Below are 7,069 nucleotides of genomic sequence, written 5' to 3' on the forward strand. Positions count from 1 at the left end.
CTAGGAGCCTGGGCGGCAGAAGGCGTCGAAGCGAAAAGTGGCCCCGGCGAGGACAGTTTTTGCCGGGTTTGCAGCCTCATAGCCGTAGCTATGGGGCAAAAAGCCGGTGAAAAATGGACCGTCGCGGCCGCTTTGCAGCCGACGTCCCTTCTGCCGCCCAGGCTCCTAGGAGCCTGGCCGAAGGCTGTTGGGCGGTATCCCCTGCTTTCGGGTCTGGCCGAAAGTTGTGAATAAAATAGCCCTCCAGCCCATACCCATCAAGCGCATTCAGCTATGGAATTTATAGCAAACTCAGCCATCGCCCAGCGTTTGCAACTTTATCGCTGGCCAGCAGCTCCATCCATGTAGAGTCACACCCTCGCTCCCGCAGAACATTCACCGTGAACCCGACCCCCCTGAAACTGGAAATCGCCGCCGCGACCGCTGCCCTGATCGTCGAAGAGGGGCTGGAATACGGCCCCGCCAAACACCGAGCCGTCAAACAGATGGGCCTGCCCGCGCGCAGCGAGCTGCCGGGCAACGACGAGGTGGAAGACGCGGTGCACGAATACATCGCGATTTTTTGCGCCGACACGCAGCCTGGCGAACTGCATGCCCTGCGCGAGCTGGCCCTGATCTGGATGGAGCGCATGGCCGCGTTTCGCCCCTACCTCGGCGGCGCTGTCTGGCACGGAACGGCGACGCGCTTGTCGGACATTTACATCCAGCTTTTCTGCGATGACCCGAAATCGGCCGAAATCGCGCTGATTGATCACCAGGTGGACTACGAGCCGCGCACCGTGACCGGCTTCACCGGCGAGAAGGTCGAGGCGCTGAGCCTGAGCAGCTTGTGCCTCGGCCTGAAAGAAAACGTGGGCGTGCACCTGATGGTGTACGACCACGATGACCTGCGCGGCGCGCTGCGGCCCGACGCCAAAGGCCGCAAGCCGCGTGGGGACCTGGCCGCCGTGCAAAAATTATTGATATCCCAGCCGGAGTCCTCTTCATGAAACGCAGACAGATGGTTTACGCAGGCGCAGCGGCGCTTGCAGGCATGGCTGGCGCCGGCCTGGCATGGCGGCAGTTGCAGCCGCATGGCGGCGCCGCCGCTGCGCTGGCCCCCTTCTGGCAACAGAGTTTTGAGACGCCGACTGGGCCGGTACTGACCATGGCCAGCTTTGCCGGCAAACCGTTGCTGGTCAATTTTTGGGCCACCTGGTGCCCGCCTTGCATTGAAGAGTTGCCGTTGATTGACCGTTTTTACCAAGACAACAAGTCAAAAAACTGGCAGGTTTTGGGTTTGGCCGTTGACCAACCCAGCGCCGTGCGGGCCTGGCTACAGCGCATGCCGCTGGCTTTTCCGGTGGCGATGGCGGGTTTTGGCGGCACCGAGCTGAGCAAGTCGATGGGCAACCTTGCAGGTGGCCTGCCGTTTACCGTGGTGTTCGGGGCTACTGGCCAATTGCTGCATCGCAAAATGGGCAAGGTCTCCGCAGAAGACCTGGCGCAGTGGGCGCAACTGGCTTAAGCACAATGCGCCTACTCGGTCGGCCACCGGTCCAGGAGCTTGCATCAAGCGCCTATCCATCATCTTAACATTCAGAAAAATTCAATATTAGTACAAATATTGAAAAATAACTTCATCTTAAACACCATTGACTGAAGTTAGATAAAATTAGGCGGTTTCACTGGGCACAAGCTGTGGCGGTTGGAGTCAAGCCTGAGATAACTCGCCTTTTCTTGAGATGCAGTCGTTGGATAGGGTAGACTTCGCCCTTTCCGAATCAGGCCTGTGGCTGATTTAATAAAATTTAAGAGATTTTTAGGCGATAAAAGGTGTAAAAAGCGGAGCTTAGGTGCAAATCGCGCCGCTGAACCTCTTGCCCGTCTACCGTCGTTGGAGATTCCCCATGGATTTAAGAAAACTCAAGACCCTGATCGACCTTGTCTCAGAGTCCAATGTGTCCGAACTCGAAATCACCGAAGCCGAGGGCAAAGTCCGCATCGTCAAGTCCGGCGGCGCGCCGATGGTGATGCAGCAAGCGGCCATGGTGCCCGCTGCTCAGGCCGCCGCGGCCGTTGCTGCTGTGCCAGCAGCCGCCGAGGCCGCCGTCGTTCCGGCTGGCCACGCCGTGAAGTCCCCGATGGTCGGCACCTTCTACCGCTCGGCCAGCCCAGGCGCCAAAGCTTATGTGGAGGTTGGCAGCCAGGTCAAGGAAGGCGAAACCATCTGCATCATTGAAGCCATGAAAATCCTCAACGAGATCGAAGCGGACAAATCCGGCACCATCACCCGCATCCTCTGCGAGAACGGCCAGGCGGTGGAATACGGCCAGCCGCTGTTCATGATCGAGTGATCGCCGCATGTTCAAAAAGATACTGATCGCCAACCGCGGCGAGATTGCCCTGCGTATCCAGCGCGCCTGCCGAGAGCTCGGCGTCAAGGCGGTGATGGTTTATTCCGAAGCCGACCGCGAGGCCAAATACATCAAGCTGGCCGACGAATCGGTCTGCATCGGCCCGGCGCCTTCGGCGTTGAGTTACCTGAACATGCCGGCGATCATCTCGGCCGCCGAGGTGACGGACGCCGAGGCGATTCACCCCGGCTACGGCTTTCTGAGCGAAAACGCCGATTTTGCCGAACGGGTTGAAAAAAGCGGCTTCAAATTCATTGGCCCCACGCCCGAGTCGATCCGCATCATGGGCGACAAGGTCTCGGCCAAACAAACCATGATCAAGGCTGGCGTGCCCTGCGTGCCGGGCTCAGAAGGCGCTTTGCCCGACGACGCGGCGATCATCAAGCGCATCGCCAAACAGGTGGGTTACCCGGTCATCATCAAGGCGGCAGGCGGCGGCGGCGGGCGCGGCATGCGGGTGGTGCACACCGAGGCGGCGCTGATCCACGCGGTGCAGACCACCAAAGCCGAAGCCGGGGCCGCCTTTGGCAACCCCGAGGTCTATATGGAGAAATTCCTGCAGAACCCGCGCCATATTGAAATACAGATCATGGCCGACCAGTACAAAAATGCGGTTTGGCTCGGCGAGCGCGATTGCTCCATGCAGCGCCGGCATCAGAAGGTCATTGAAGAGGCGCCAGCCCCCGGTGTGCCGCGCAAACTGATCGAAAGAATTGGCGAACGCTGCGTCGCTGCAGTCAAGAAGATCGGTTACCGCGGCGCGGGAACGTTTGAGTTTCTGTACGAAAACGGTGAGTTTTATTTCATCGAGATGAACACGCGTGTGCAGGTCGAGCACCCGGTCACCGAATGGGTCACCGGTATTGACATTGTCAGAACGCAAATTGAGGTCGCGGCTGGCGAAAAACTGCCGTTTACCCAGCGCCAGATCCAGATCAAGGGCCACGCGATCGAGTGCCGCATCAACGCCGAAGACCCCTACAAGTTCATCCCTTCGCCGGGACGCATCACGACCTGGCACACGCCGGGTGGGCCGGGTGTGCGGGTTGACTCGCACATTTATGCCAACTATTTTGTGCCGCCCAATTACGACTCGATGATCGGCAAAATCATTGTGCACGGCGACACGCGCGAGCAGGCACTGGCCCGCATGCGCACCGCACTGGCTGAAACCGTGGTTGAGGGCATCAATACCAATATTCCGCTGCACCGCGAGCTGATGGTGGACGCCAAGTTCATGGACGGCGGCACCAACATCCATTACCTCGAAGAGTGGTTGTCAAAACGTGACCGCTGAGCGGTCACATCGCCCTCACGCTCCCCCCTTGGTGTGGTTCGCTGCCCCCTCGGGGCGCTGCGCCTTGCGGCCGGCGGAGCCGGACCGCAGCCCCTGCTGGTGAAGACCGGTCTTTTTGAAGTTGCCATCTATCATGTTCGAGTTGATTCTTCTTTCGCCTGTTGATCAGGTGGACACCTTGAGCGAGGCGCTCGATGCACTCGACGCGCTCAGTGTGTCGGTGGAAGACGCCGACGCACAAACCGCTGCCGAGCAGGCGCTGTTTGGTGAGCCCGGCATGCCGCCGCCGAAAGCCGGCTGGGAACGCTCGCGCGTGGTGTCGCTGTTCGAAAATGAAGCCCTGGCGCGTGATGCCGCAGCCTTGCTGAGCGCGCAGGATTTTTTTGCCGCTTGCCAGGTCGTTGCCATCCAGGCGGTGGCCGAGCAGGACTGGGTCCGGCTAACGCAGTCGCAATTCGCGCCGGTCGAGATCACGCCGGAATTCTGGATCGTGCCGACCTGGCACGAGCCGCCGGCCCAGGCCACGCAAGTCATTCGGCTCGACCCGGGCCTGGCCTTCGGCACTGGCACCCATCCGACGACCCACATGTGTTTGCGCTGGATCGCTGCTCATGGTGCGCCGTCCAGCGCAAGCGCGCAAAGCGTGCGCAGCGCCGGGCCACCCCTGGCAAGCACAGCCCCCTCGGGGGGCAGCGAACCGAACGAAGTCGGGAGCGTGGGGGCAGGTAGTCTAGGCCGCGTCCTCGACTATGGTTGCGGCTCCGGTATTCTGGCCATCGGCGCCGCCAAGTTCGGGGCTTCTGCCATCGACGCGGTCGATATCGACGAAGCTGCGGTGCAGTCCACCCTGGCCAATGCCGAAGCCAACCATGTGGCGCTGAATGCTGGCCTGCCTGACAAGGCCGATGGCGTGTACCAGACCGTGTTGGCCAACATTCTGGCGACGCCGCTCAAGGTGCTGGCGCCGCTGCTGTGTTCGCGTGTGGCGCCCGGTGGTTCGCTGGTGCTGGCGGGCATCCTGGAGCGGCAGGCCGACGAGCTCAAGGCGGCCTATGCGCCTTACTGCCAGCTACAAGTGAGCGACCAGGAAGACGGCTGGATACTAATGACCGCGCGGCTCTGAGTCAGTGATCGCGGTCGCGCGCCGTGAGAGGCGCGGGCGTGTCGCCCCCGTACAATAAGGCCCACATGAGCCTGATTACGCGCTGTCCCGCCTGCGGCACGATGTTCAAAGTCGTGGCCGACCAACTCAAGATTTCCCAGGGATGGGTGCGCTGCGGTCAGTGCTCCGAAGTCTTCGATGCTGCGGCCCATTTGCAGCCGCGCGCAACCCCTTCCCCCCCCCTTTCTCCCGCTTCGGCATCTTCCACAGGTGACACCGGATCATCATCGGCAGCAGACCCCACCGATAGCGGCCCTGTTGCCCCGCTGGCAACCCTGCTGCTGGCGCCCGAAGCGGCAGACTCCTCCGCCGCCTTTGCGCAGGCCGAGCCGCCGGTGGCGCCGCTGTCCCTGCCTGAAGTCCAGGTGTCCATGCCGCCCGATCTCGCGGCCGAGGTGTTCACGTCCTCGGTCAGCCCCGATGGATATGCGCTTCCAGACGCGCCGGGGCGCGAGGCGCAGCAAGACAGCAGCTTTGACGAATTCGGAGCGCCTCACGAGCCCCAGCAAGATGTGTCTTTTGTGCGTGACGCCAGACGCCAGGCCTTCTGGCGGCAGCCGGCCATGCGCTGGACGCTGGGTGCGGCCGCGTTGGTGCTGCTGACCGGCCTGTTGCTGCAGGTGGCGCTGTTCCAGAGAAGCGCACTGGCCGCACGGCAACCTGGGCTCAACGCCAGCTTTCAGACGCTGTGTGTTTATCTGCAGTGCGAAATCCAGCCACTGCGGCAAATCGAATCCATCGTGATCGACAGCTCTTCCTTTAACAAAATCGGCCCGGATGCCTACCGCCTCAAGGTGGTGATCAAAAACACCGGCAGCGTGCCTCTGGCCATTCCCTCACTGGAGCTGACCTTGACCGACAGCCAGGACCAGGCGCTGCTGCGGCGCGTGCTGACTCCGGGCGAACTCGGCGCCAGCGCCGACGCCGCCCCCCTGGCGGCAGGCGCAGAATTTTCAGGCCTGTTGGCCATTGGCGTTTCAAACCCTGCGCCGGCACCCATCGCCGGTGCCAGCACTTCGGCAGCGCCAAGGCCTTCGGCCCCGCTGCGGATCGCCGGCTACCGCGTCCTTGCTTTTTATCCCTGACTGAATCGAGACCTTCATGCCTGCTGTGATTTGTGGTTCCCTGGCGTTTGACACCATCATGACCTTCGAGGGTCGTTTTGCCGAGCAGATCCTGCCCGACCAGTTGCACATCCTCAACGTGTCGTTTCTGGTTCCAGCGCTGCGCCGCGAGTTTGGCGGCTGCGCCGGCAACATCGCCTACAGCCTCAGGCAACTCGGTGGCACACCCCTGCCCATGGCCACCGTCGGCAGCGACGGCGCCGAGTATGTGGCGCGCCTGGACACGCTTGGCATCAGCACCGAATTTGTCCGCGAGGTGGAAGGTGCCTACACGGCGCAGGCCATGATCATGACGGACCGTGACAACAACCAGATCACGGCCTTCCATCCGGGCGCCATGGGACAAGCCCACACCACACAAATCGCGGCGCGGGCAGGTATCAACATCGGCATCATCTCGCCGGACGGGCGCGATGCCATGCTCCAGCACGCCGATCAGCTCAAGGCGGCCGGCATTCCTTTCGTATTCGATCCGGGCCAAGGCCTGCCGATGTTTGACGGCAAGGACCTGGCGCACTTCGTCGAGCTGGCGACTTGGGTGACCGTCAACGACTACGAAGCCAAGCTGCTTTGTGATCGCACTGGCCTGTCGATTGCGGAGTTGTCAAAACGTGTCGAGGGCCTCATCGTCACCCTCGGGGCCGAAGGCTGCGAAGTCTGGGTGGCCAGCGAGAAAACGCTGGTGCCCCCGGTCAAGGCCGCAGAGGTGGTGGACCCGACCGGATGTGGCGATGCGTTTCGCGGCGCGCTGCTGTTCGGTCTCGAAAAGGGCTGGCCGCTGGCGCGTTGCGCCGAGCTGGGCAACCGTGTCGGCGCCCACAAGATCGCCTACCGCGGTGGCCAAAATTACACCCTGGGGGCGGAACAATTTGACCTGTAGCCCCTGACTGGCGGGCATATTCAGCTATTGATTCAATAGCGGATCGACGCTGCTGCCCAACGATTTCCCCAATCGGGATAGGGGCCGATCATCGCTGACCGGACCCCTCCCACACCACCCGGCATGCGGGCCCGCACCGGGCGGTTCGAGAAGTTGAGGTCATGAGAGTCGGGGCAATCCCATCGTGTCGAACCAAGCGATGGTCAGCAC

Annotated in this window: 7 protein-coding genes; all 7 read left to right on the forward strand. The window is 61.9% G+C overall.

Annotation, left to right across the window (positions count from 1 at the left end; genetic code table 11):
- Positions 1–380 precede the first annotated feature (380 nt).
- Positions 381–989, forward strand: a complete 609-nt coding sequence (locus Q8O29_RS06550; protein WP_305561257.1) for a hypothetical protein — start codon at positions 381–383, stop codon at positions 987–989.
- Positions 986–1,507 carry a TlpA disulfide reductase family protein gene (locus Q8O29_RS06555; protein WP_305561258.1) on the forward strand — a complete coding sequence of 174 codons (522 nt, stop codon included), beginning with the start codon at positions 986–988 and terminating at the stop codon, positions 1,505–1,507. Before Q8O29_RS06550 ends, Q8O29_RS06555 begins: the two co-directional genes overlap by 4 nt.
- A gap of 382 nt (positions 1,508–1,889) precedes the next feature.
- The gene (accB, locus tag Q8O29_RS06560; protein WP_305561259.1) at positions 1,890–2,336 is read left to right on the forward strand and encodes an acetyl-CoA carboxylase biotin carboxyl carrier protein; all 447 of its coding nucleotides are present in this window, start codon (positions 1,890–1,892) and stop codon (positions 2,334–2,336) included.
- A gap of 7 nt (positions 2,337–2,343) precedes the next feature.
- Complete coding sequence (accC, locus tag Q8O29_RS06565) at positions 2,344–3,693, forward strand: acetyl-CoA carboxylase biotin carboxylase subunit (protein WP_305561260.1); 1,350 nt, start codon at positions 2,344–2,346, stop codon at positions 3,691–3,693.
- Between the two features lie 133 nt (positions 3,694–3,826).
- A complete protein-coding gene (locus Q8O29_RS06570) occupies positions 3,827–4,816 on the forward strand; it encodes a 50S ribosomal protein L11 methyltransferase (protein WP_305561261.1) in 990 nt (329 codons plus the stop codon).
- Between the two features lie 65 nt (positions 4,817–4,881).
- Positions 4,882–5,940 (forward strand): DUF3426 domain-containing protein, encoded by a 1,059-nt coding sequence (locus tag Q8O29_RS06575; RefSeq protein ID WP_305561262.1) that lies wholly within the window; start codon positions 4,882–4,884, stop codon positions 5,938–5,940.
- Positions 5,941–5,956: 16 nt separating this feature from the next.
- Positions 5,957–6,859 (forward strand): carbohydrate kinase family protein, encoded by a 903-nt coding sequence (locus tag Q8O29_RS06580; protein WP_305561263.1) that lies wholly within the window; start codon positions 5,957–5,959, stop codon positions 6,857–6,859.
- Positions 6,860–7,069: the final 210 nt, after the last annotated feature.

Source organism: Polaromonas sp. (assembly GCF_030689685.1).
Classification (GTDB): Bacteria; Pseudomonadota; Gammaproteobacteria; order Burkholderiales; family Burkholderiaceae_C; genus Polaromonas.